This is a genomic window from Terrabacter sp. Root85 (genome assembly GCF_001429185.1).
Taxonomy (GTDB): Bacteria; Actinomycetota; Actinomycetes; order Actinomycetales; family Dermatophilaceae; genus Terrabacter.
In genome coordinates, this window is the sequence record NZ_LMIW01000001.1 from 952,676 (window position 1) to 976,616 (window position 23,941).

The 23,941-nt window shown below is 71.8% G+C and carries 21 protein-coding genes; 9 read left to right on the plus strand and 12 right to left on the minus strand.

Annotated features, from left to right (window positions below; genetic code table 11):
• Positions 1–3: 3 nt before the first annotated feature.
• Genes ASE25_RS04510 through ASE25_RS04520 form a run of 3 tightly spaced genes read right to left on the minus strand, consistent with a single transcriptional unit; the run spans position 4 to position 3,188 of the window.
• Positions 4–948, minus strand: a complete 945-nt coding sequence (locus tag ASE25_RS04510) for a carbohydrate ABC transporter permease (protein WP_157623314.1) — start codon at positions 946–948, stop codon at positions 4–6.
• Positions 945–1,883, minus strand: a complete 939-nt coding sequence (locus tag ASE25_RS04515; RefSeq protein ID WP_056823898.1) for a carbohydrate ABC transporter permease — start codon at positions 1,881–1,883, stop codon at positions 945–947. Before ASE25_RS04515 ends, ASE25_RS04510 begins: the two co-directional genes overlap by 4 nt.
• 9 nt (positions 1,884–1,892) lie before the next feature.
• Positions 1,893–3,188, minus strand: a complete 1,296-nt coding sequence (locus tag ASE25_RS04520; protein WP_056823097.1) for a sugar ABC transporter substrate-binding protein — start codon at positions 3,186–3,188, stop codon at positions 1,893–1,895.
• Between the two features lie 231 nt (positions 3,189–3,419).
• Between ASE25_RS04520 and ASE25_RS04525 the strand changes: the two genes are divergently transcribed.
• Both ASE25_RS04525 and ASE25_RS04530 read left to right on the plus strand, forming a co-directional pair.
• Positions 3,420–4,463: a LacI family DNA-binding transcriptional regulator gene (locus ASE25_RS04525; RefSeq protein ID WP_157623315.1), complete on the plus strand. Its 1,044-nt coding sequence runs from the start codon at positions 3,420–3,422 to the stop codon at positions 4,461–4,463.
• 228 nt (positions 4,464–4,691) lie between these two features.
• Positions 4,692–6,254 carry an HNH endonuclease signature motif containing protein gene (locus ASE25_RS04530; protein ID WP_235508535.1) on the plus strand — a complete coding sequence of 521 codons (1,563 nt, stop codon included), beginning with the start codon at positions 4,692–4,694 and terminating at the stop codon, positions 6,252–6,254.
• 123 nt (positions 6,255–6,377) lie between these two features.
• Here the strand turns inward: ASE25_RS04530 and ASE25_RS04535 are convergent, their stop codons facing one another.
• The 5 genes from ASE25_RS04535 to ASE25_RS04555 all read right to left on the minus strand — a co-directional run bounded on the left by ASE25_RS04535 (position 6,378) and on the right by ASE25_RS04555 (position 12,038).
• Positions 6,378–6,752 (minus strand): hypothetical protein, encoded by a 375-nt coding sequence (locus tag ASE25_RS04535; RefSeq protein ID WP_235508536.1) that lies wholly within the window; start codon positions 6,750–6,752, stop codon positions 6,378–6,380.
• Entirely contained in the window at positions 6,749–7,057 is a 309-nt protein-coding gene (locus tag ASE25_RS04540) for a PadR family transcriptional regulator (protein WP_056779310.1), read from the minus strand. The genes ASE25_RS04535 and ASE25_RS04540 overlap by 4 nt, the downstream gene beginning before the upstream one ends.
• Positions 7,058–7,165: 108 nt before the next feature.
• Positions 7,166–8,134 carry a cation diffusion facilitator family transporter gene (locus tag ASE25_RS04545; protein ID WP_056823102.1) on the minus strand — a complete coding sequence of 323 codons (969 nt, stop codon included), beginning with the start codon at positions 8,132–8,134 and terminating at the stop codon, positions 7,166–7,168.
• A gap of 139 nt (positions 8,135–8,273) precedes the next feature.
• Positions 8,274–10,610, minus strand: coding sequence for a TIM-barrel domain-containing protein (locus ASE25_RS04550; protein ID WP_056823104.1), 2,337 nt, complete (start codon positions 10,608–10,610; stop codon positions 8,274–8,276).
• 63 nt (positions 10,611–10,673) lie between these two features.
• Positions 10,674–12,038, minus strand: a complete 1,365-nt coding sequence (locus tag ASE25_RS04555; RefSeq protein WP_056823106.1) for an NAD(P)/FAD-dependent oxidoreductase — start codon at positions 12,036–12,038, stop codon at positions 10,674–10,676.
• Positions 12,039–12,123: 85 nt separating this feature from the next.
• On the opposite strand from ASE25_RS04555, the gene ASE25_RS04560 reads away from it, so the two are divergent.
• Both ASE25_RS04560 and ASE25_RS04565 read left to right on the plus strand, forming a co-directional pair.
• On the plus strand, positions 12,124–12,582 hold the full coding sequence (locus tag ASE25_RS04560; protein ID WP_056823108.1) for a cupin domain-containing protein: 459 nt from the start codon (positions 12,124–12,126) through the stop codon (positions 12,580–12,582).
• 33 nt (positions 12,583–12,615) lie between these two features.
• Positions 12,616–13,005 carry an SRPBCC family protein gene (locus ASE25_RS04565; RefSeq protein WP_056823111.1) on the plus strand — a complete coding sequence of 130 codons (390 nt, stop codon included), beginning with the start codon at positions 12,616–12,618 and terminating at the stop codon, positions 13,003–13,005.
• 108 nt (positions 13,006–13,113) lie between these two features.
• Here ASE25_RS04565 and ASE25_RS04570 read toward each other — a convergent pair whose 3' ends face one another.
• From ASE25_RS04570 to ASE25_RS04580, 3 genes are all read right to left on the minus strand, one after another.
• Positions 13,114–14,919: a hypothetical protein gene (locus ASE25_RS04570; RefSeq protein WP_162260578.1), complete on the minus strand. Its 1,806-nt coding sequence runs from the start codon at positions 14,917–14,919 to the stop codon at positions 13,114–13,116.
• Positions 14,920–15,197: 278 nt separating this feature from the next.
• On the minus strand, positions 15,198–16,298 hold the full coding sequence (locus ASE25_RS04575) for a hypothetical protein (protein ID WP_056823115.1): 1,101 nt from the start codon (positions 16,296–16,298) through the stop codon (positions 15,198–15,200).
• A gap of 1 nt (position 16,299) precedes the next feature.
• Positions 16,300–16,617 (minus strand): hypothetical protein, encoded by a 318-nt coding sequence (locus ASE25_RS04580; protein ID WP_056779327.1) that lies wholly within the window; start codon positions 16,615–16,617, stop codon positions 16,300–16,302.
• Between the two features lie 274 nt (positions 16,618–16,891).
• On the opposite strand from ASE25_RS04580, the gene ASE25_RS04585 reads away from it, so the two are divergent.
• Together ASE25_RS04585 and ASE25_RS04590 are read left to right on the plus strand one after the other, a co-directional pair.
• Complete coding sequence (locus ASE25_RS04585; protein ID WP_157623316.1) at positions 16,892–17,647, plus strand: hypothetical protein; 756 nt, start codon at positions 16,892–16,894, stop codon at positions 17,645–17,647.
• Positions 17,648–17,807: 160 nt separating this feature from the next.
• Positions 17,808–19,352 (plus strand): S8 family serine peptidase, encoded by a 1,545-nt coding sequence (locus ASE25_RS04590; RefSeq protein ID WP_056823120.1) that lies wholly within the window; start codon positions 17,808–17,810, stop codon positions 19,350–19,352.
• A gap of 197 nt (positions 19,353–19,549) precedes the next feature.
• On the opposite strand, the gene ASE25_RS04595 is transcribed toward ASE25_RS04590, so the two are convergent.
• Positions 19,550–20,878, minus strand: coding sequence for an MFS transporter (locus ASE25_RS04595; protein ID WP_056823123.1), 1,329 nt, complete (start codon positions 20,876–20,878; stop codon positions 19,550–19,552).
• A 60-nt stretch (positions 20,879–20,938) separates the two neighbouring features.
• Between ASE25_RS04595 and ASE25_RS04600 the strand changes: the two genes are divergently transcribed.
• The 3 genes from ASE25_RS04600 to ASE25_RS04610 all read left to right on the plus strand — a co-directional run bounded on the left by ASE25_RS04600 (position 20,939) and on the right by ASE25_RS04610 (position 23,909).
• Positions 20,939–21,937 (plus strand): pirin family protein, encoded by a 999-nt coding sequence (locus tag ASE25_RS04600; RefSeq protein WP_056823125.1) that lies wholly within the window; start codon positions 20,939–20,941, stop codon positions 21,935–21,937.
• Positions 21,938–22,064: 127 nt separating this feature from the next.
• Positions 22,065–23,081, plus strand: a complete 1,017-nt coding sequence (locus tag ASE25_RS04605) for a zinc-dependent alcohol dehydrogenase family protein (RefSeq protein ID WP_056823126.1) — start codon at positions 22,065–22,067, stop codon at positions 23,079–23,081.
• Between the two features lie 99 nt (positions 23,082–23,180).
• Positions 23,181–23,909 (plus strand): alpha/beta hydrolase, encoded by a 729-nt coding sequence (locus ASE25_RS04610; protein ID WP_235508537.1) that lies wholly within the window; start codon positions 23,181–23,183, stop codon positions 23,907–23,909.
• Positions 23,910–23,941: the final 32 nt, after the last annotated feature.

The window sequence follows — 23,941 nt, forward strand, 5'->3', positions numbered from 1 at the left end:
GATTCAGCCTTTCACGCCGGATGAGGCGATGGAGTTGATGAACGATCGCTGGAAAGCCACGAACAACACGAGCACCGGCGCAGTGATCATCGTGGCGTACGCCATGATCTGACCCCACGAGGTGTTGAGCTGCTTGAAGTAGTCGATGCCGACCATGACCGGCCGCAGCTCCTCGGTCTGCACCGCCATGAGCGGCCAGAGGTACTGGTTCCACATCGGCAGGAAGGTGAGGATCGCGACCGTCGCGATCGCCGGCCCCGACAGCGGCATGACGATGCTCCGGTAGATGCGGAACCACCCCGCGCCGTCGACCTTCGCCGCCTCGTCGAGCTCCTTCGGGATGCTGTCGAAGTACTGGTAGAAGAGGAAGATCGAGAAGGCGTTGGCGATGAACGGGATGATCTGCACCTGGTAGGTGTCGAGCCAGCCCTGCGAGATGCCGTCGGGCCCGAGGAAGGGCAGCTGGTTCGACCACCACAGCAGCGGCAGCGCGAGCGTCTCGAAGGGCACGATGAGCGTCGCGAGGATGATCCCGAGCACCGCTCCCGCTCCACGGAAGCCGATGCGCGACAGGGCGAAGGCCGCCATCGAGTTGACGACGATCCCGAGCACCACGGTGACGACCGTGATGACGACCGAGTTCATCATGAACTGCGCGAAGGGCACTCGCCCGAAGACGCCGGTGTAGTTCGCCGTCGAGATGTCCCCGGTCGGCATGAAGGCCTTGAAGCTGCCGAGGTCGTCGAAGATCTGCAGGTCGGGCTTGAAGCTCGACACGACCATGAAGACCAACGGCAGACCGAAGACGAGGCACAGCACGATCCGCAGCAGGAGGCCGAGGGCGTGCCGGGCCGGGTGCGGCCGGTCGCCACCGCGGTGCTGCTCGGGGACGGCGGTCTCGGCGACGTGGGCCAGGCCCTCGGTGCCGGTGGTGACGGTGGCGCTCATCGGACGACGTCCTTGTCTCGGGTGACGTAGCGGTTGAGCAGCGTGACGGCGAGAACGAGCACGAAGAAGGCGAGCGAGATCGCCGAGGCGTAGCCGGTCTGCTGCTGCTGGAAGCCGGTGCGCACCGCCATGAGCACCAGCGTCGACGTCGAGTCGAGCGGTCCGCCCTGGGTCATGATGTTGACCTGGGTGAAGAGCGCGAACGCCGAGATCGTGATCGTGATGAGGATGAACGTGCGGGTCGCGCGCAGCCCCGGCCACGTGACGTAGCGGAACTTCTGCCACCTGTCGGCCCCGTCGAGGTCGGCCGCCTCGTAGAGGTCGGCGGGGATGGTCTGCAGCCCGGAGAGCCAGATGACCATGTGGAAGCCCATCGCCTGCCACGCCGACATGAGGATGATCGCGAGCAGCGCCGTCTTCGGGTCGCCGAGCCAGTCCGGCCCGACGATCCCGAACTTGAGCAGCACCTCGTTGATGAGCCCGTTCTTCTGGTACATGAACAGCCACAGCATCGACACGACGACCATCGAGGTGACGACCGGCAGGAAGTAGACGGTCCGGAAGAAGTTGACCCCGCGCATCTTGACGTTGACGAGCAGCGCCAGCCCGAGCGCGCACGCCGACTGCAGCGGCACGATGACCACGGCGAAGACGATCGTGTTGCGCAGCGACTTCCAGAACGTCTCGTCCTGGAAGAGGCGGACGAAGTTGTCGGTGCCGATGAACTCGGCCGGCCGTGGCGAGATGAGCCGGGCGTTGGTGAACGCCAGCCCGAACGTCAGCCCGATCGGGATGAGCAGGAAGGTGATGAGCAGGACCGCCGCCGGCAGCAGCATGAGCAGTGCCGTCGTGGTCGATGAGCGAGAGCCCTTGGCCGGCTTGCGCTCCCGAAGCGTGGTCGCCGACGCGTTCTCGGCAGCGGTGATGGTGGACATGTCAGTCACTCACTGGAAGTAGCCGTTGGACTTCTGGTTGGCGTCGATGTTCTTGACCGCCTGGTCGAGCGCCTGCTTGGGGTCGGCGCCGTTGAGGATGTCCTGCGCGGTCTTCGTGAACTCCGTCGCGATGAAGGGGTAGCCGGGCGTCACGGGACGCAGCACGGCGAACTTCTTCGCATAGTCGAGGAAGACCTCGTTCTCCCCGCCCTTCTCGTAGCCCTTGACCTGCGCGGCGGCCGCGTCCGTCGCCGGGATGTTGTTCGTGTCCCTGGCCACGCTCGCGACGTACTTGTCCTGCGCCGCGAACTTCATGTAGTCGAGCGCGCCGGCCTGGTCGGAGCAGTTCTGCGAGATGCCCCATTGCCAAGAGCCGCCACCGATCTTCGGGCCGGTGCCGAGGTCCGGCGGCGGGAGGAAGAGGGTGTCCTTGCCGAAGGCCTTGCGGGTGTCGACCGCCGTCCACGTGCCGTTGTAGAGCATCGCGGACTTGCCGTTGATGAAGTCCTTCGCCGGGTCGGCGCCGGACTTGAGCGGCACGAGACCGTCGGTGACGAGGCTGCGGAACCACGTCGCCCACTCGACGGCCTTGGGCCCGTTGAGCGACCCCTCGGCGGTCTTGTAGCCGTCGCGGTTGATGAGGTCGCCGCCGAAGCTCTGGAGCATCGGGGAGTATGCGTAGGGCCACCACTCGCCGGTGAAGCTCGTCGCGATGTCGAGCGGGTTCTGGAAGTCGCCGGACGCCTTGATCTTCTTGAGCGCCGCGTTGAACTCGTCCTTCGTCCACGGGGAGTCCGTGGTCGGGACGCGGATGCCGTACTTGTCGAGGATCGTCTTGCGCGTCACCATGACGAGCGCGACGTCGTAGTAGCCGTAGGAGTACGTCTTGTTGTCCCACTTGCCGAGCACGGTCGGCAGGTACTTCGAGAGGGTGGCGTCGAGCCCGTCGAGCGGCGCGAGGTAGCCGGCCCACGCCCAGTTCGGCACGTTGGGGCCGTCGATGTCGAGGATGCACGGGAGCTTCTTGCTGGCCGCCGCCGCGACGACGGACTGGTTGTAGCTGTCCTGCGGGAAGGCCTGGATCTTGACCTTGTACTTGCTCTGGCTCTTGTTGTAGTCGTTGACGATCGCCGTGATGGCCGCGAGCTCGGCCTTGTTGCCGGCGTTGTGCGTCCACATCGTCAGCTCGCCCCCGGCGCCGCCGGAGCTGGAGCTGCCGCCCTTGGTGCAGGCGGCCATAGAGAGGGGCAGCGCCGCGGCGAGCAGGCCGACGGCGACGCGCTTGGTGGTGGGGGTGAGCTTCATCGGTTCCTCCGTGGTGGGAAGGTCAGCGTCAGTGCTAAAACCTTTCAGCCCCGAAGGTAGCGGCTCTGTCCAACCTTCCACAAGAGGTTGCTAAAACCTTTTCACCAGCAGGTATGCCGTGTCGGCGTCCTTACCGTGGGGTACGCTGTCCGCGGGTGCCCCGGGAGGGGGCACCCGGCATACGCGATCTGGCGGTGCCGCGCCGATGCGACGAACCGACGGGGGTGGCAGGTGACCAAGCGACCGACGCTTGCCGACGTCGCCGCCCTGGCCGGGATGTCCAAGACGGCGGTCAGCCTCGTGCTCAACGACCGCCCCGGCTCACGCCTGTCCGCCGACGCCGTGGCCCGCATCCACGAGGCGGCACGAGAGCTGAACTACCGGCCCAACCCCGCCGCCCGATCCCTGCGCCTCGGCACGACCGGCACCATCGGCTTCATCTCCGACGAGGTGACGATCACCCGCTTCGCCTCCGCGATGATCCGAGGCCTGCTCGACGTCGCCGACGAGCGTGACCACGGCGTCCTCATTGCCGAGACCGGTAACCACCCCAAGCAGCTCGCCAAGGCCCTCGAGTTCATGATCGACCGCCAGGTCGACGGCATCGTGTTCGGGTCGATGGCCGCTCGCCTCCTCGACCTGCCGCCGCTGCCCGAGTCGATGCGCGTCGTCACCGCCAACAGCGCAAGCAACGCCGGCGACGGCACCTACGCGTCCGTGCTGCCCGCCGAGCACGAGGCCGGTCGGGCCATGATGCGCCTGCTCCTCGAGCACGGCCACCGCGAAGGCATCGGCATCATCGGCAGCGCCCCGAGCGCCCCTGCCAACAAACGCTCGTCGGTGACGATCGGCGCGCGCTTCGCCGGCATCGACGAGGCCCTGACCGAGGCCGGCGCGACGCCGGTCGCCGTCGTCGACGTCGGCTCCTGGGAGCCGTGGAACGGCTACGCCGGGACCAAGCAGGTGCTCGAGTCGGGCGCCCCGGTCACCGCGCTGCTCTGCCTCAACGACCGCGTGGCGTTCGGCGCCTACCAGTCGCTGGGCGAGCGCGGGCTCCGCGTGCCCGACGACGTGTCCATCGCCTCCTTCGACGACGACGAGATCGCGTCGTACCTGCGGCCCGCGCTGACGACCGCGAAGCTGCCCTACGAGGAGATGGGCCGCAAGGCGATGGAGCTCGTCCTCGGCCCCGACGAGCCGGGTGGGGAGCACCTCGTCGAGATGCCCGTTCAGGTGCGCGGCTCGATCCGCCCGCTCGACCGCTCGTCATCCTGAGCGCACGCGAACCGGGCGCGGGTCGCCTCGTGACTGGCGCGCGCTGGGCAGAGACTGGATGTTGACGGGCCGTGGGCAGGACGGCGACTGGGTGAGGACTGTGGTTGGGCCGGCGCATCAGGGGGCTTGGGGCGCCCTTGGGGCGCCGGTTCCTGGCCGGCTCCGGGCCGCTTCCGGGCCGGCTCCGCGGGCCAGAGCACTGTCAGTGGTCGCGTCTAGAGTCTTTACATGGCAGGGGAACCCACGATGCTCGAGCTCCTGAGGAGCCGGCTCACCGACCTCGAGGTGCGACAGCGCGCCACGGGTGGCGCAGCCGAGGGCGGGTTCTGGGGGCGCTTCGCTGGGCGTGTGCCGTCGCCCCCGTCCGAGCCCGCCGCGCTGACCGCCCGGGCAGTTCGTCGAGCGCGCCGAGTGGCGCCCTCGGCCCGTCCGGCTCCTTGGGTTGCAGGGCCCTGGTCAGGGCTGGCGCCTGCCCAAGCGGATTCGCTGGAGCAGCTGGACCTGCGGCACCCGACGTGGCTCGACGCCGCCGGCTACGAGCAGATGGTCGACGACCCGGCGTGGGTCGAGTCGACCTCCGCTCGCGCCGAAGCCTCGGCGAGCATCGACGAGGCCATCGTCGCCGAGGCGAGCGCCGGGCTGGGCCTGACCCGCCATGCCGAGGCTGAGCTGACCGCGGCCGCCGAGCGCGTGGCCCGGCAGCGGCGCACCCACGAAGTCACGCTCGTCACCATCGTCTCCGAGCTCGTGTCACGCGGCATAGAGGCACCGGACGGCCTGTCGCGTACCGACTGGCTGCGCAGCCACGACCCGTCACTGACCGCCGGTCAGGCCAAGGCGTTCGTCACCGTCGGCACCGCTCTGGCCGACGCCCGGTGGGCGAGGTTGCGGCTGCTCGTCGCCACCCAGCAGGTCACGGTCGGCAACGCCGCACAGATCGTCGACTTCGAGGCGCGCACGACCCCGGTCGCCGACCCCGACGACCTCGTGACTGCGCTGGCCGACCTCACCGAGCAGGCGCCGCGGCTCCGACCCGAGGAGCTCGCCCGTCTGGTCCGGCACCACTCCGAGCAGGTCCGGCCGCCCCGCGACGAGGACCGGCTCGACCGCGGCCGCCGCGAGGCCCGCGGCTTGTGGTTCACGCAGCCCAACGCCACCGGCATGGTGGGTCTGCGCGGCGTGCTCGACCCCGAGGGCGCAGCCGTGCTCAAGGCCGCGATCGACCCGCTCTCGATCCCCTGCCCCGAGAAGGACGAGCACGGCCGCACGGTCACGCCCGACGACCGCACTCCCGCGCGACGCCGGATGGACGCCCTGCTGACGATGGTGCAGCGCGGGGTCGCCTCGGCCGACGGCGTCCCGACCACCGACAAGGCCAAGGTCGTCGTCCTCATCGACCTCGAGACCCTCGTCGATGACGTCCGCGGCACGGGCACGACGCTCACCGGCGACGTTCTCTCGCCCGGAGTCGTGCGCCGGATTGCCTGCGACGCCGAGATCATCCCCATGGTGCTCGGCCGCGACAGCGAGCCGCTCGACGTGGGGCGCAGCCAGCGCCTCTTCACCCGCGGCCAGCGCCTCGCGCTCATCGCCCGCGACCAGGGCTGCAGCTTCGACGGGTGCACGGTGCCCGCCACCTGGTGCGACGCCCACCACGTCGTGCACTGGCGACACGGAGGCTGCACCTCCGTCGACAACGGGGCCCTGCTCTGCCCGAAGCACCACACGGAGGTCCACGACCGCGACCTCACCGCGACGGTGGCCGCCACCGGCGTCACCTGGCACACCTGAGGACCACGCCCCACACCCCGCCGAGCCGGCGGGGTCACCGGCACGTCCGCCACGAGCCTCGTCGCTCCCGCGACCCGCCCGCCGGGGCGGAGTTACCGGCGCGTGCCCCACGAGCCTTGTCGCTCAGGCGCTGCCGATGAACCAGGAGGTGCCCGTGCTCACGTACTCCTTGCCGCACCGGGCGCAGGCGCGGTACAGCTGGCCGTCGGTGGTGTGGGTGGTCCTCCACACGTGGTGCGTGTTGGTGCGACACCCGAGCACGCGGTGGGGCGCCGGCTCAGGCTGCGGGCCGCCGTCGGTCAGGGCCGCGTGCATCGACGATGCCGAGGCGGCGACCCCGACTGCGTAACGCCAGGCGGCGACGCGTCCGAGCTCGTGCATCTCGGCGACCAGCTCGTCGTGGTAGCGGTTGCGCTCCTCGGAGGGCAGGCCATTGGTCGCCCGCTCCATGGCCGCCACGGCAAACCGGATCGATCCCCGCTGCTGCTTCCTTCTCATGACAACCCCTCCTTGGGCATCACGGCAAAACCGGACTGCGGTCGACGCGCAGATGTCAGGGCCTGCTGCGCCTGCCTGCCACCGGACTCCGTCAGGCGGTAGTACCTGCGTGCCGGCCGTCCCTCCCTGCTGGGGTCGATGTCCTCCCAGGAGGACTCCAGCCAACCCACGCGCTCGAGGCGCGCCAGGATCGGGTGGACCGTCCCGCTCGGCAAACCCGCGACCTTGCCGATCTGCGAGCCGTACCACTCCGCCCCGAAGTCGCTCATCAGGACGCCGAGGACCAACCGAGTGGCGATGGTCATGCGCGGAGCCATAGTCGTACTCTACCTAGGGGTCGATGAGACGACAAGGCCTCTGCGGCGGCCATACCGACAGCGGTCGGCCCGACCGCGTCGGCTCTGCGGTCGAGGTCAGGAGACCGTGGGGCGCTCGAGGCTCGGTGCGTCGGTCCGCGACAGCGTGATCATCGCGAGCTCGACGAGCTTGTGCTTCTCGACCTCGTGACCGAGCGCCGCGAGCCGGTCGGCCACCTGGGACTCGGTGTCGTCACCCGTCAGGTCGACGGCCGCGACGAGGAAAACACGCCCCGGGCCGACGAACTCGAGGTGCAGGAAGGTGATCCGCTCGACCTCCGGGCTGTCGTGCAGGGCGTCGAACGCACGCGCCCACAGCTCCGGGCGCACGGCCTGCCCGACGAGGTAGTCACGGTTGCGGCTGATGAGGAAGATCGCGACGACCCCGAGCAGCAGGCCGACGAGAATCGAGCCGAGCGCGTCCCAGACGGCGTTGCCCGTGACCTGGTGCAGGAAGATCCCGAGCCCCGCGATGAGCAGGCCGATGAGCGCTGCGGCGTCCTCGGCGAAGACCGCCCGCAGCGTCGGGTTCGACGTGTTCGCGATGAACTTCAACGGCCGCAGGCCGAGGGCTCGCGCCTCGGACCGCGTCTGCCGCGTCGCCTGGACGAACGAGACGCTCTCGAGCACGAAGGCGATGGCGAGCACGGCATAGGCCCAGGTGTACGACGTCTCCGGCTCCTCGTGCCCGAGCACCGAGATGCCATGCCAGACCGACACGACCGCACCGGCGCCGAAGAGCCCGAAGGCCGCGAACATCGACCACACGTACGCCTCGCGCCCGTAGCCGAAGGGGTGCGTCGTGTCGCGCTTCTGCCCGGCGCGACGCTCCGCGATGAGCAGGAAGATCTCGTTGCCCGCGTCGGCCCACGAGTGGGCGGCCTCGGCGACCATCGACGCCGACCCGGTGATGATCGCGACGACCGACTTCGCCACGGCGATCAGGGCGTTCATCGCCAGCGCGATGATGACGGTGAGCAGACTCTCGCTCTTCTGGCCCTGCTCGCGCTCCGCCGTGTCAGCCATGCTCGTCAGTCTTCCGTTCGGGGGTCACCCGCTCAAGGGGCGCTCAGATGGGCGCTCGAGCGGACTGCCCCGACGGCATACCCGATGGGGGCGTATGCCGTTCGCTGCATTCGCAGCCAACGGCACCGCCCCGCTCGGCTCAGCTGTGGCGCACGACGTCGAAGCGAGTGCGCGCGTGACCGGCATACCCCGGTCCGGCGGTCTCGTGCGCGACGGTCACCTCGCCCGCGGCCCGCTCGACGACGACGGTCGTCGTGAGGCGCTCTGCGTCCCCCGCATCGTCAACGCCTGCGACGGTCAGCCCGTCGTCCTCGACGAGCACCGACTCCCAGCGGCCGTCGACGACCGGGTCGAAGACGTGCAGCTCGACCGAATCGGGGCGGTAGCCGTCGGTCGACATCGGCGCCTCGGCCCACATCGGGATCGCGGCGCCGGCCCGGGCGAAGAGCGGGATGCGCTCGAACGGCGTCTCGACGGTGATCCGCTGACCGCCGGGGTGCAGCTCGCCGGTGTGCCAGTCGTACCAGTCACCCCCGGGGAGGTAGACAGTGCGCGAGGTCTGCCCCTGCTCCGTCACCGGCGCGACGAGCAGGTCGCGGCCGAAGAGGTATTCGTCGTCGAGGTCGACGACGTTCGGGTCGTACTGGTGGTCGAGGACGAGCGGGCGCTGTACTGGCTCCCCCGTCTCCGTCGCCCGGACGAACGCCGAGTAGATGTACGGCAGGAGCCGGTAGCGCAGCCGGACGGCCTCGCGGGCGAGGTCGTGGATCTCGGGGCCGAACGACCAGGGGTACTGGTCGATGTTGTTCGTCTCGGAGTGGTTGCGGCAGAAGGGAGTCAGCACGCCCATCTGCATCCAGCGCAGGAAGAGCTCCGGGTTCGTGTCACCCTGGAAGCCGCCGATGTCGGCGCCGACGAAGGGCTGGCCCGAGAGGCCGAAGCCGCACGCCATCGGCATGCTGACCCATAGGTGGTCCCAACGGGCCTGGTTGTCGCCCATCCAGTTCGCGGCGTAGCGCTGGATGCCGGCGAACCCGGCCCGCGACAGGATGAAGGTCCGCGCCTCCGGTCGGGCGGCACGCAGTCCCTCGATGGTGCCCATGGCCATGAGGAGGGCGTACTGGTTGTGGAAGCGCTCGTGCTTGGCGCGCCCCTTGTCGAAGAGCATCGCCTGCGGGGCGATCCCGCCGGTCGCGGGCTCGTTCATGTCGTTCCAGATGCCCGCCAGGCCCGACTCGACGTGCGTGGCGTTGAGCGCGCCCCACCACGACCGCGCCTCAGGCGTCGCGAAGTCCGGGAAGACGGTGTTGCCCGGCCAGACCTGGCCGACGTAGGTGTCACCGCCCTCGGTGCGGCAGAAGACGTCCTGCTCGAGTCCGTCGTCGTAGACCGCGTAGCCGGGGTCGTGCTTGACCCCCGGGTCGACGATCGAGATCACCCGAAAGCCCTGGTTGGCCAGGCCCTTGAGCATGCCGGCGGGGTCGGGGTAGCGCTCCGAGTCCCACGTGAAGACGCGGTAGCCGTCCATGTAGTCGATGTCGAGCCAGATGGCGTCGCAAGGGAACTCGTCGTCGCGGTAGCGCTTGGCGATGACCTCGACGTCCTTCTGCTTGTAGGCGTGCCAGCGGCAGTGGTGGTAGCCGAGCGCCCAGATCGGAGGCAGCGACGCACGGCCGGTGAGCCACGTGTAGCGCTCGAGGATGCTCGCCATCGACGGGCCGGCGAAGACGTACTCGGTCCACTGGCCGCCGTGGAAGGTGACGCGGTACTCGTCGTCGTGGCTGAACTCGTACTCGCCGCGATAGCCGTTGTCGACGAACGAGCCGACGGCGGCACCGGTGGCGGCGTCGCGCTGGTAGAAGAAGGGGATCGTCACGTAGTAGGGGTCGAACTCGATGCTCGACATGTCCGCGCGAGGGTCGGCCGGGTCGAGCCCCGCCCGGAACTCCGCGGTCGCGTGCTCGTTGAGGACGTCGGTGTTCCACATCGTGAAGTCCCGGCCACGTCGGTTGTGGTGGCCACCCTTCTCGCCCAGGCCGTAGATCGCGTCGTCGCGACCGATCCGGCGGCGCGTCGTCCAGGCATCGTTGAGCGTCGCGTAGGTCCAGTAGCGGCCCTCCGAGTCCGGCGTCGACTCGATGACGACCGACCCGTCGGTGCGGTGCACATCGACCCGGAACGGGTCGAGCCAGAGCGTCACGACGAGGTCGTCGGTGACGAGCCGCCACGCGCCCTCCGCCTGCTCGGCCCGCCACGAGACGTCACCACCACCATCGGGCACGGCCAGCGGGTCGACGCACACGGCATACGTCGGCTTCTCGTCGAAGACGCCCCCGCGGCTCAGCTGGACGCGCACGACGTCGGGACGCACCGCGTCGATGCGCAGCTGCTCCCCGTGCAGTCGGGCGAGCAGCCCGCGGGGCGTCTCCTCGACGGAGTCGACGCGCTCGAATCGGATGAAGTGGTCGGTCCTCATGCGTCCACCCTGTCAAAGAAGAGGCGACTGCGTGGCGGGCGCCCGGAGTCAGGCGACCTGCACTCAACTGACCTGGGCCGGCCCGATGCGGGGGTGGCGGATAGCCGCGCCGGTCGCGACGGGCGAGTGGCGGGACTCGCGCAGCACCCTCAGGACGAGCGACGGGTGGACGAGCGAGGTCGGCGGGTCGTCGAGCTGGAGCACCCGGTTGAAGGCCCGCGCGACGGGCACCGAGGCGTGCGAGGCGCGGATGACGCGCTGGAGGTAGCCGTTGACCTCGGCGGTGCCGAGCGGCCGCGGCCCTTCGGTCGCGGGGTGGCCGAAGTCGCCGCCGACTGCGATCCGCCACGGAGCCTCGATGATGCGAGCAGCCTTGCGGTGGAAGCGCTTCGGCAGATCGTCCGAACGGAGGCCCACCTGCGACGTGACCTCGCCCAGCGCCGCTGCCTGGAGCGCCGAAGACGTCATGCCCTGCCCGTAGATCGGGTCGAAGCTGCTCGACGCGTCGCCGAGCATGACGAGCCCCGGGAGCAGGTCGCGGACCTTCTCGTAGTGCCGTCGCTGGCTCGACGGGAAGCGGTAGGTCGACACCTCCGAGAGTCGCTCGCACCGGGCGATGAGCTGGCCGACCACCGGGGTCGGGAGGCTCGCCGCGAACGCCGCGATGCCGTCGTCGTCCGCCGGCGGAGCGTCACCGTGGACCCCGGCGAGCGTCACCTGCCACCGGTCCCCCTCGACGGGCAGCACGGCGCCGGCGCGGAACGAGCCCGGGTTCTCGATGCACACGACGAAGTGGCCCTCGAAGTCGTCCGGCGACCGGCGCATCGTGAAGGACGCGTAGCCGATGTCGATCCCGACGTGGGTCACGCGTGGGTCGAGCACGTGCGACGCCGCGAGGTCGTGCGCGAGGCGCGAGCTGCGCCCGGAGCAGTCGACGACGAGGTCAGCCGGCCGTTCCTGCCCGTCCACGACGACACCCGTGACGCGACGCCCGGACCGGACGACGCCCTCGACGGTCACTCCGTCCTCGACGGTGACGCCGGGTAGAGCCGCCACCCGTGCGCGCACGACGTGCTCGAGCAGGGGGCGGGTCTGCGAGATGGCGGGTCGGCCCCAGTCACCGCGGGCACGGTAGGCGCCACCCTGGTGCACCCACGCGCCGGTGCCGTCGACGCGTACGGCTCCGTAGCCCTCGAGCTCGTCCTCGATGCCGGGGAACCAGTCGCGGAGCAGGTCGAGGCCCGCCGACAGGAGCAGGTGCAGGTGCCGGCCCTGCGGCACGCGGCCGCGCGGGCCGACGGCCTGGGGCAGGTGCTCGCGCTCGAGCACGACGACCGACTCGGCGTGGTCGGCGAGCGCCCGCGCCGCGAGCAGCCCTGCCATGCTGCCGCCCACGACGACGACCCGACCCGTGCGACCGGTTGCCATGCGTCACCTCACCTCGCCGACGGACCCGAACAAGGACATATACAAGGACACGACAAGGCTAGAGCCGTGGGGGTTTGATGGGGGCATGACCGAGCACACCGACCTGCCGACCGCCGCCGCCGAGCCGTGCAGCCACGTCGCGGGTGACGCCCTCAGCCCGGCCGACCCGACGCCGGGGATGAGCCGGCAGGTCGCCCTGCACACCGAGTCGATGTGGTCGGGCACCGTCGACACCGAGGCCGGCGCCGTCTCCGGGTGGCACCACCACGGCGACCACGACACGACCCTGTACGTCGTCTCGGGTCGGATGCGGCTCGAGTCCGGTCCGGGCGGCGAGGTCGTCGTCGAGGCCGGCCCCGGCGACTTCCTCCGCGTGCCGGCCGGCGCCGTGCACCGCGAGTCCAACCCGGGCGACGGCACGTCACGGGCCGTCATCGTGCGCTGCGGTTCGGGCACGCCGACGGTCAACGTCGACGGACCGGCGCCGGCACCGGCGTCCGCTCCAGCGCCCGCCACGGCCCCGACAGCGCCTGACGGCACCTGAGCGACCATGCCTGACCGACGAGAGAGCTGAGCGATGCGCGCGACGATCACGGCCAGCGGCGGAGCCGACCCCGCCGTCGCCTGGGCCCGCTACGAGCACCTCGACCTCTGGTCGACGTGGTCGCCGCAGATCCAGGAGGTCATCGCCGCGACACCGCGCATCTCCCCCGGGCTCAACGGTCTCGTCGTCGGCCCACTCGGGGTCCGCGTGCCGTTCGAGGTGCTGACCGTCGATGCCGAGGCGATGGAGTGGAGCTGGCACGTGCGCTTCGGCCCCGTGCACGCCACCCTCGAACACGTCGTCCGGCCCGCACCGGGTGGCTGCACGACGGAGCTCGTCATCGACGGGCCGGCCTTCGCCGTCGTCGGCTACCGGCCCGTCGCGGCCCTCGCCCTGCGGCGTCTCGTCCGGCGCGACCTCTAGCCCGCGCGACCTCCGGCCCGAGACATCTCTGGCCCGCGGGACCTCCGGCCCGAGACATCTCTGGCCCGCGGGACCTCTGGCCCGCGCGACCTCCGCCCCGCGGGACCCCTAGCCGGCAGGAGGCACGGCGCCGCCGGCCTGCGCCCGGGCGGCCTCGCGGAGCCGCGCGGCCTCCGCGTCCGCCGCCCGGCACGCGTCGACGATCTCGCGCAGCGCCCCGTCGACGTCGACGGCGTGCTCGAGCGCGGTGACCTCGCGCTCCGGACCGTGGATGCGTATGCCGTGTGGCACCGCCGAGCCGATGACGAGCGGCAGCGGGTCGGCCTCCGGATGGCGCAGCGACACGTCCTCCCGGTCGAGCCGCCCGACGTAGACCGGCTCGACGCCGCGGCCGTTGCGGGTGGGGCGCACGACGACGACGTTCACGTCGTCGGTCGCCGGCGCGATGCTGTCGACCTGCTTGGCGGCGGCGAGGACGACGGCGGCCAGCCCGGTGGCATACACCCCGTTGCGCTCCCAGGCCGTGCGCGCCCGCCACGACGTGCGGCCCGACGGGGCGACCTCGCGGCCCTCCTCGGCGACGATGCCGATGGTCGCGAAGCGCACGAGGACGGTGACGTAGGCGCGATCCGTTACGGGGTCGGTCCCGGCGTCGAGGCAGGTGACGTCGCTGCCCGACAGGCGCAGCGCCTCGTCGACGACGGCCACGACCGCCGCCGGGTCGTGGGACTCGAGGAGCTGCCACGCGCCCGACGCGAGCGCCACCCGTCGGTCGGCGAGGACCCGGCGCGCGACGTTGCTCGCGTCGACGAAGGCGGACGCCCGCTCCGCAGCGAGCGCCTTGAGCTCCGTGCTCTCCGAGCGCGAGAGCCCCTTGGCCGTCGCCCCGGTCGCGGCGAGAACCTGCTGCCGGACGGCTGCCACCTCAGACGCGGTCAGGGGCGCGAGTGGCGTCACGACCGGCGGCCGGATCGCGCTGAACGGCTGACGGTGGAAGGAGCACAGGTCGCGGTCGACCGCGAGCGCCTCCTCGCGGTCGGACTCGCGACGGGCCGTGAGGGCCCGCCCCGCGAGCTCGCGGACGGAGAGCACCGCCGGGCGTCCGCCGACACGTCGACCCGCAGACGTGTCCGTCGGCAGATCGCTCGCCTCGTGCCGGCCGCGCCTGAGCAGGCGCAGCCGGCCCTGCCGCCCTCCGCGTCCCCCGCGATCGGGGCTGCCGGGAGCCGCGCGCCCCGACGACGCTCCCTGGGTCGGGGTGAGCCCGGGCGTGGCTGCCTCGATGGCGGGCGTCATGACCTCGGCGAGCGCCGCGGCCACCGGACCACCGACCCGGAACTGCACGCGCAGCCCGGAGGGGTGCGCGACGAGCCGCAGGATCGGTGAGAGCCGGATGCCCGGCGTCACCCCGGCCTCCTCGGCCTCCTCGGCCTCCTCGGCGTGGACCGTCTCGGCGTCGGCGACGGCCGGCTCCCCCTGCACGAGAAGGCGCCCGGGCGCGGTGGGTGCGGAGCCGTTGAGGACCGACCCGCCGACGGGGGACGAGGCCGCGCCGACACTCGAGCCGCCACCCCAGCCGCGCGGTTCGTAGTACTCGCGGCCCGCCTTGGTCGCCGCTCCGGATGCACCCGTCGAGCTGCCGTATGCCGACGCCGCACCCTGGCGACCCCGCTCGGGAAAGAGCGCGGCGAGCGACACCGTCGACTGTGCGGCGACGGTCGCGAGGGGGAAGGACACCCCGCTCAGGCGGCCGCGCCCGGCACGCCGGGACCCGGCCCGCGGCTGCCGCGCCGTCACCGACCAGAAGGTCCAGTCGGCCGGCGGCTCGGGCCACTCGGGGTCGGGCAGCCACTCGTCAGGCGGCAGCCACGTCGCGGGCGGCGTCGGCCACCCCGGCGGCGGGTTGAAACACACGGTCACAGCACGGCCCCCCTCGGCCACCCCTCGTGGCCCTCCCCGCCGGGCATCATCGCGCATCGACGGGCCCGCGGTGGAGGGATGGTCCAGAAGTCCGCGCACCCGTCGTCGCAGCGTAGCGCCGGAGCCCCCGCCGTGGTCGGCTCGCGCAGCCCCCGTCTTCCGCCCCAGTCCACCACCCCTCAACCGTCGAGAGGCCAGAGTTCGCGGGTTCTCACCTGTCGAGAGGCCAGAGTTCGCGGGTCCTCACCCGTCGAGAGGCCAGAGTTCGCGGGTCAGGCGTGACCGGTCTCGAGCAGACCGTCGAGCGCCTCGTCGCCGAGCGCGTCGACGCACGCCCGCACGATCTCCATGACGTCGGCGTCGGGGGCCACGGCCATGAGGTCGTGCGCCGGCCCGTCGAACTGCATCGGTCGCTCCGCCGACCCGAGCAGCAGCGGAAGCGGGTCCGCGAGCGCCGGGCGCAGGGTGACCGCCTCCCGGCTCAGGCTGCCGACGTAGATCGGCTCGAGCCCCTCGCCCGTCTCGGTCGGTCGCACGATGACGAGGTGGATGTCGTCGGCCGCGACGGCGATGCTGATCGCCCGCCGTGCAGCGGCGAGGGCAAACGAGGCCAGCCCGCCGAGGTAGAGCGCGTTGCGCTCGGATCGGGTGCGGCGGCGCAGCATCCGACGTCCGCTCGACGAGACGCCCGGCCCGCGCTCGGCGACGATGTCGAGCGAGGGGTAGCGGGCCACGATCGTGACGTAGCCGCGCGAGGTCTCGGTGTCCCACCCGGCGTCGACGCACGTGCAGCCGCACGTCGCCCCGGCGAAGGCTGTGTCGAGCTCGGCGATGACGGCGCAGCGCTCGTGCCCGGCGAGGTCGTTCCACTGGTCGTCGAGCGCGGCGGCGCGGTGCTGGGCGACGACGGCGTGCGCGACGTCGAGGGTGCGGCTGAAGCCGTCCGCCTCGGTCTCGGCGATCGCCTTGGCCTTGGAGCGGGCGGCGCGCTTGAAGACCGACACCTGCGGCAGCGCGGCGTTGAAGGCCTTGCGCTCGAGGAGGCTTCGCTCCTTGGCCGACAGCGCCGCCGTCTCGGGCGGTTCGGGTCGACGACGCGGTGGGTGGTTCTCGTGGTGCAGGCCCACGAGCGCCTCCTCGATCGAGCGTAGCGCGTTGAGGTCGCCGGACTCCTGGGCCTGCCGCGACCGCACCTCGAGCTCGGCGAGGCTCAGCGTCTCGGCGGAGCCGCGATCGGACACGGCCGAGACGTCGGTGCGGGCGCCGACGCCGGTGCCGACGCGCGTGCCGGCCGTGTCGTCGAGCAGGGCGCGGAGTCCGGACGTCGAGGAACTGAGCCGCACCTCCGGTGCGACCCTGAGCAGCAGGTCCACCTCAGATGTCCAGCCGGCCTGCAGAGGTCAGCAGGCCGTCGAGCTCCCACGAGCTCTCGGCCACGGCGCGCGTCGCGACCGGCTCGACCGTCTGGCCGGGCGAGGTCGCCACCTCGAGGGCGTCGGACGAGGCGCGGGCGCGCAGCCCGGCGAGCCAGCTCCCGCGGTCGGTGCCATAGGCGCCGGAGGTGGCGGCGGTCGTGCGGGGCGGCGAGCCGAAGCGCGGCGTGCCGGCCTCGCCCATGGTGCCGGCGGCGCGCTGCTCGACGACCCAGAAGGTCCAGCCGCGCGGCGGCGTCGGCCAGCTGGGGTCCGGCATCCAGTCGTCACCCGGAGCCCACGACGACGACGGAACCGGCCATCCCGGAGGAGCATTGAAGCGCACCGACATGTCTACCCCTTTGACCAGAGCCTCGACGGGGTCGACCCTGACCTCGACCCCACAAACGCACGGTACGACCCAAAGAGGGTCAAAGTCTCCGAAATGGACAAAAAGGCGCGCGCGTCCACCCGACCGCTCTCAGGGACCGCTCGGGGACGGCTCGGGGTCGACCCCGATGGGCAGCGTCACCACCGACCGCCACGCTGGAGGCATGACGACGAGCACGCTCTCCCCGGCCCGCGCCGCCGGCTCCCCGAGAGCCCACACCGCACCGGCCGCGTATGCCGTCACGCCACCGAGGACGCACCGCACCCCTCCCCCGTCCGCCACCTCCACCACCCCCGTGACCGCGCCGGCACGCGAGCGGGTGACGACGCGTACGACCACCCTCCCGGGCTCGCGGGAGGCGACGGACCGCGTGCCGCTCCTGGCGCTGCTCGCACCGCTCCTGCTCTTCACCCACGGCATCCTCGACTGGGTCGACGGGCTCGACTCCCTCGACGGGCTCCGCGGTCTCGGTGGGCTCGGCGGGGTCGCCGCCGCCCGCGACCAGGGCGCCCTGTCGGTGGCCGCGGGCGTGCTCCTCGTCCTGTCGGTGGCGAGCTTCGCGTGGCTGACCGTGGGCCTCGGCGCCCGGCTGCGCCACCTCCCCCTCGCGGTGCCGACGGCGCTGCTCGCGGCGTTCGGGGCCGGCGCGACGGCCGCCGTCTGGATCGGTCAGGTCACGGGTCTCATCGGCCACGAGGCGCCGGCCGCGCTCTCCTCGGGCGGCGGCGTCCTGACGGCCGTGGCCCTCGCGATGGTGCTCGTGGCCCTCACCGTCGAGGGGCGCCTGCCCGTCGGCTCTCTCGCCCTCGCGGCCGTCTCGGTCGGGATCATGCTGCTGCCCTGGGGCCTGGGCCCGCTCGCCTCGCTCGTGCTCCTCATCGCCCTCGCCCCGCTCACCCGGCCGGTCGAGGCGGACTGATGGCCTGACCCGACCGGGGCCTCCCGGTGCGAGCGTCAGCCGGGAGTCAGGAGCCCGTGACGTCTCTCGACGAGCGGACTCACCGGAAGCCCCCAATGATGTGGGGACGCGCCCGACCCAGGGCGCTGTCTTTTGTTCCTCACACCACAGGAGCTCACACATGCGTCATCCCAGCCTGACCAGACGCGGCATCGTTGCAGTCGCGTCGCTCGCCCTCACCTCCACCGCCGCGATCGGTGGCGTCGCCGTCGCCTCGACCGACGCGACCACCGCCGAGCCGGTCTCGACGCCGGTCACCATCAACACCCCCGACGGTCAGCTCATGAGCTACGTCGTCAACGCGCGCATCGCCAACCCCGGCCAGACGCGTCTCGTCGAGACCGCGGTCAGGGCCTCGGGCGGCGTCGTCGTCCAGTCGTGGCCGCAGATCGGCGTCGTCATCGCGCACTCCAAGGTCTCGACCTTCCGCGCCGACGTCGTCGCGCAGGGTGGCAACGCCGTCGACTCCGTCGGCGCGACCCGCACCGTCGCCGTCTCCGAGGGCACGCCCGAGGTCGCGGGGGCGTCCTGGGGCCGCGGCGCGTCCGGCTACAAGCAGGGCGCGAAGAAGGCCGACAACGGCGACCTCGAGTCCGACGCGTCGCCGGCAGCAGCCGGCGACCCGCGCGAGGCCGACCAGTGGGACCTGCGGATGATCAAGGCCGACAAGGCCCATGCCATCACCGACGGCTCCCGCAACGTGCTCGTCGGCGTCCTCGACAGCGGCATCGACCCCGACCACCCCGACCTCGCCGCCAACATCGACGTCGCCGACTCGGTCAACTGCACCGACGCCGGTCGGCCCGACCTCTCGGCCACCGGCTGGTACCCGACGACGAGCGACCACGGCACCCACGTGGCCGGCACGATCGCCGCGGCCCGCAACGGCGTCGGCATCGTCGGCGTCGCCCCGAACGTGCGGATGGCTGCGGTCAAGGTCGTCAACGACGCCGGCTTCATCTACCCGGAGTACGCCGTGTGCGGCTTCATCTGGGCCGGACTCAAGCACATGGACGTGACGAACAACAGCTACTACGTCGACCCGTTCGAGTTCTACTGCGAGGACCAGCCCGACCAGTTCGCCGCCAAGGAGGCCGTCCGTCGCGCGGTGACGTGGTCGACGAAGCAGGGTGTCGTGCACGCGGCCGCGGCCGGCAACTCGGCACACGACCTGTCGGACAAGTCCTCGTTCAAGGACACGACGAGTCCTGACGACCAGCCGAAGGCAGGTCAGGTCGACCGCACGCTCAACAGCGGCTGTGAGGACATCCCGACCGAGCTCGACGGCGTCGTGACCGTGTCGTCGATGCAGAGCGTTCCCACGGGCAGCCAGACCAGCCGCCTGTCGAGCTTCAGCAACCGCGGCCTCGGCAAGATCGACGTCGCGGCACCCGGCTCGACGATCCTCTCGACGATCGTCACGAACAACGGCTACGGCACGAAGAGCGGCACCTCCATGGCCTCCCCGCACGTCGCCGGTGTGCTCGCGCTGATGAAGTCGGTCCACCCGGCGTGGACGCCGGCGCAGATGATCGACAAGCTGCGCGAGCAGGCCGACGACAAGGCGTGCGGCGCCGCGACCGGTGGCCCGGTCTGCGTCGGCCCGGTCGAGGACAACAGCTTCTTCGGTGAGGGCGTCGTCGACGCCCTCGACGCCGTCAGCTGACCGACCCCGCACCCGCGGATCACACTCGAGTGGCCCCGTCGTCCCGTGACGACGGGGCCACTCGAGTGTGAGGGTGGGCGTCTGGGTGGGACGACGGGGCCACTCGAGTGAGCGCACAGTCCCACTCGAGTGAGCGCGCGGTCGCAGTGGCCCCGCGACGGCTGGGGCGGGGCGCTCACTCGAGTGTTACGGAGCGCTCACTCGACGGGGTGGTGGCGGAGGGAGCGGACGGTGCGGTTGAGGAGGACCAGCGCTACGAGCTGGCTCACGGCCACGACGGCGACCAGCGACGGGAGCGACCGGTCGTAGAGCCAGCCGGCCACGAGCCCACCGACGATCGCGAACGCTCCCTGCACCCCCGCGAAGACGCCGTATGCCGTCGCGCGCCGCGGTGCCTCCACGACCTCCGCGACGAGCGCCTTCACCGTCGAGTCCTGCACGCCGTAGGCCAGGCCCCAGACGGCGACCCCGACGAGGGAGAGCACGACCGAGCCCGACAGCGCGAGCGGGGGGACGAGCGCGACGAGCACCGGCACGGCATACAGCACGGCGCCGCCGCGGCGGTCGTAGACGAGCCCCACCCCGAGGGCCGCGAGCGCCTCGACTCCCATCGCGCCGGCATAGACGACCGGGACCGTGGCGACGGGGACGAGCCCCTCCACGGTGAGGTGGTAGCCGATGATCCCGAAGGTGACGAGGCCACCGGTCATGAGACCGGCGGCGAGCGCATAGCCGAAGAACTCGCGCGGCAAACCCGACCCGACGGCATCGGCGACCCACCCCCGCAGCCCACCACGAACCGCGCCACCACCCGGGACCGACTGCGTTGCAAGGCTGTTCGGCGCGGTCGTGGTCTCGACGTCGTAGACCGACGGATCGGGCACGCGGGAGCGGATGACGGCGAGGAGCAGCATCGCCGCCGTGCCGGGGATCGCGAGGACGGCCATGCTCGGCCAGATCGCGCCGGTGGCCGCGATGACGCCGGCGACGACGAGCGGTCCGGCGAAGGCCCCCACCTGGTCGAGCGCCTTGTGGACGCCGAAGCCGCGGCCACGTCCGACCGCCGACGCGACGTGGGCGAGCAGCGCGGACTTCGACGGGCTGCGCACGGCCTTGCCGGAGCGCTCGAGGAGGATGAGGACGGCCGCGAGCGCGAGGCCCGCCCCGCCGACGAAGGGCGTCACGGCGAGCAACGGCACGCAGACGGCGGTGAGGCCGTAGCCGAGGATCGTCAGCCCCCAGTAGCGCCCGGTCCGGTCGGCGAGCGGCCCGAAGACGAGGCGCAGCACGAGCGCCATCGCCTCCCCCGCACCGGTGACGAGCCCGACGACGAGCGCCGTGGCGCCGAGCGAGGCGAGGAGCGGGCCGTACATCGAGCGCGCGCCCTCGTAGACCATGTCCGCGGCCAGGCTGACGAAGCCGAACCACCACACGACCCGCCACGCCGACCAGCGGCCCCGGCCGGGTCCGAGATCGGCCGCGGTGGCGGGAACGCCGCCGGGAGTGGTGGCAGCCGGGTCGGTCATGCGGGGCAACCTAGCAACCGGACCTGCAACCAGAGCGCCCTCCGGGCCTAGCCTGAACGGGTGAGCAACCCCGACCGCCACCCTGCCGAGGTCGTCTGCGGCGACGACCCGACCCCCTCGACCGCCATCGTCCTGCCCTACCGGGAGGTGCCGCTCGGCGGCCCGCGAGCGATGCCGGTCCGTCGCAGCCTCCCGCAGCGCGAGCGCTCGCTCATCGGGGCGTGGTGCTTCGTCGACCACTACGGCCCCGACGACGTCTCGCAGACCGGCGGCATGGTCGTGCCCGGCCACCCGCACACCGGCCTGCAGACGGTGTCGTGGCTCTTCACCGGCGAGGTCGAGCACCGCGACACCACCGGCGCGCACGCCTTCGTCCGACCCGGCGAGCTCAACATCATGACCGCAGGCTCGGGCATCGCGCACTCGGAGTACTCCACCCCCGAGACGACGGTGCTCCACGGCGCACAGCTGTGGGTCGCGCTCCCGGAGTCCGACCGCAGCACGCAGCCGGGCTTCGAGCACTACGCGCCGCCGGTCACGGAGGTCGACGGCGCGCGGGTCCTCGTCTTCCTCGGCACCCTCCTCGGCCAGACCTCACCGGTCACGATGTTCTCCGACCTCGTCGGCGCCGAGGTGACGCTCGCCGCTGGCACCTCTCTCGACATCGACGTCGATCCCGAGCACGAACACGGACTGCTCTGCGACACAGGCATGCTCACGGTCGGCGACGTCACCGCCAAGCCCGGCGAGATCGCCTTCATGGGCACCGGCACCAGCCGCATCACCGTCGAGGCCGGCCCCGACGGGCCCGCGCGCCTCCTCGTCCTCGGCGGCGCACCCTTCGGCGAGCAGATCGTCATGTGGTGGAACTTCATCGGCCGCAGCCACGACGACGTCGTCGGCTTCCGCGAGGACTGGCAGCGCGAGCGGTCGCCGCGCGAGGAGGGGTCGTATGCCGCCGCGGCACCCGGCGCGCGCTACGGCACCTTCCCCGACGCCTGGGACCACACCCTCCCCGCCCCCGGCCTGCCCAACCTGCGCCTGCGCTCCCGCGGCTGAGCGCGAGGGAACGTCCAGCCTTTGACGTCCAGCCTTTGACGTCCAGCCTTTGACGTCCAGGGTTTGACGTCCAGGGTTTGACGTCGAATGTTTGGGGTCGGGCCATCGGCAGGACAAGGATGGGCCCATGCGCGCGACGACGATCCATGCCCCCGGTGACATCCGCCTGACCGACGTCCCCGACCCGACGATCGAGGCGCCGACCGACGCCATCGTCCGGGTCGTGGCCGGGTGCATCTGCGGCTCGGACCTCTGGCCCTACCGCGGCGCCAACCCGATCACGGCCGGCTCCACGATCGGCCACGAGGCCGTCGGCATCGTCGAGGAGATCGGCGCCGACGTCCGGCAGATCAGGAAGGGCGACTTCGTCGTCATCCCCTTCGTCCACTGCGACAACACGTGCCCGCACTGCCTCGCCGGCATGACGTCGGTGTGCGACCACCAGGGCTGGACCGAGAGCGGCCAGGCAGAGCTCGTCCGCGTCAACCAGGCAGACGGCAGCCTCGTCGCCACCGATGGGATGCCCGACGACGCGATGCTCCCCTCGCTGCTCACGCTCTCCGACGTCATGGCCACCGGCTGGCACGCCGCCGTGTCCTCGCGCGTGCAGCCCGGCGGCACCGCCGTCGTCATCGGTGACGGGGCCGTCGGCCTCTGCGGCGTCATCGCCGCCAAGGAGCTCGGCGCCGAGCGCATCGTCGCGATGTCGCGCCACGAGCCGCGCCAGGCGCTGGCCCGCGAGTTCGGCGCCACCCACGTCATCGCCGAGCGCGACGACGCCGGTGTCGAGGCCGTCATGGAGCTGACCGGCGGCATCGGCACAGACTCGGTGCTCGAGTGCGTCGGCACCGACCAGTCGATGAAGACCGCCTTCCGCATCGGCCGCCCCGGCTCGACCGTCGGCTTCGTCGGCGCCCCGCACGGCGTCGAGCTGCCCGTCCGGCAGATGTTCGTCCGCAACGTCGGTCTCGCCGGTGGCATGGCTCCCGTGCGCACCTACCTGCCCGACCTGCTGGGGCGCATCCTCGACGGCCGCATCGACCCGGGCCGGGTCTTCGACCTGACGCTCCCCCTCGACGAGGTCGCCGAGGGCTACCGCGCCATGGACGAGCGGCGTGCGATCAAGGTCCTGCTGCGCCCCTGAACCAGCCTCACCAACCCTGGACAGTGACCGACCGGCGACACCGAACGGGTATGCCGTGAGAGCACCAAGCCGTTGACGCTCGCGCTCCGAAGACCGCACGTGACCCGCGAACCCGAGCACACGGCATACCCAGCTGCGGACCAGGAGCGAGACGTGACGCACGCCCGGCTCATCGACACCGCGGCCCCGAGCGCGCCCCGCGGCATCGTCCTCGTGCTCCACGGCGGCGCGGCGCGGCGCACACCGATGCGCGTCAGCCCGACCCAGCTGTCGGTGCTGCGGATGGTGCCGATCGCGGGCCGCATCGCGCGCGCCGCGAAGGGCGAGCTCGCCGTGCTGCGCCTGCTCAACTCGACTCGCGGCTGGGACGCCCACCACACCCCGGTCGACGACGTGCGCTGGGCCCTCGGCGAGGTCGCCGACCGCTTCGGTCCCGACCTGCCCGTCTGCCTCGTCGGTCACTCGCTCGGCGGTCGCGCCGCGCTGCTCGCGGCCGGCGAAGACCCCGTCGTCAGCGCCGTCGCGCTCAACCCGTGGGTCTACCCGACCGAGGGGCACCTCGACCTGACCGGGCGACGCGTCCTCGTCGTCCACGGAGACGACGACCGCATCGCCCGACCGACGAGCTCCGCGGCGGTGGCCCGCGACCTCGCCCGCACCGCCGAGGTCGGCTACGTCACCGTCGAGGGGGGCAAGCACGCGATGCTCCGGCGCCACGGCGTCTTCGACGGCCTGGCCGCCGACTTCGCGGTCGCGACCCTTCTCGGCCGCCGACCCGAGGGCGTCGTCGGCCGGGTCCTCGCCGGTGAGGCCTGGGTCGACGTCTGAGCCGAGGTCTGACCGGACGTCGGCTCCAACGC